This is a genomic window from Streptomyces sp. URMC 124 (assembly GCF_051386455.1).
In the GTDB taxonomy this organism is placed as follows: Bacteria; Actinomycetota; Actinomycetes; order Streptomycetales; family Streptomycetaceae; genus Streptomyces.
Window position 1 is genome coordinate 1 of record NZ_JBPQTS010000624.1, and the last position, 241, is coordinate 241.

A 241-nucleotide genomic window follows, 5' to 3' on the forward strand; every position below is an offset into this window, starting at 1 on the left:
TGATTACCGCGAGCCAGAAAGTGTTCAAAACCGAACTCTCCGATCATCTGGACGTTCTGTTCAGTTTGTTTCATTTATGGTTTAAGGACATGATTCATGTTCTGTACGGAAGGAAAGAGTCTCTCGTTTTCATAGATCAGGCGGAGTATATCTCTGGTCATGCGTCAGCCCGCAGCACAGCACAGTGGGTGTCCTATATGGATTTGGCCGCAGAGTGTCAGAAGAAGTTACGCTATAATGT

Annotated in this window: 1 protein-coding gene; it reads left to right on the forward strand. The window is 45.6% G+C overall.

Annotated elements, in window-relative coordinates:
• Positions 1-20: 20 nt before the first annotated feature.
• Positions 21-241, forward strand: a 221-nt coding sequence (locus ACSNOG_RS33935) for a hypothetical protein (RefSeq protein WP_436756508.1), incomplete at its 3' end; no start/stop codon positions are given.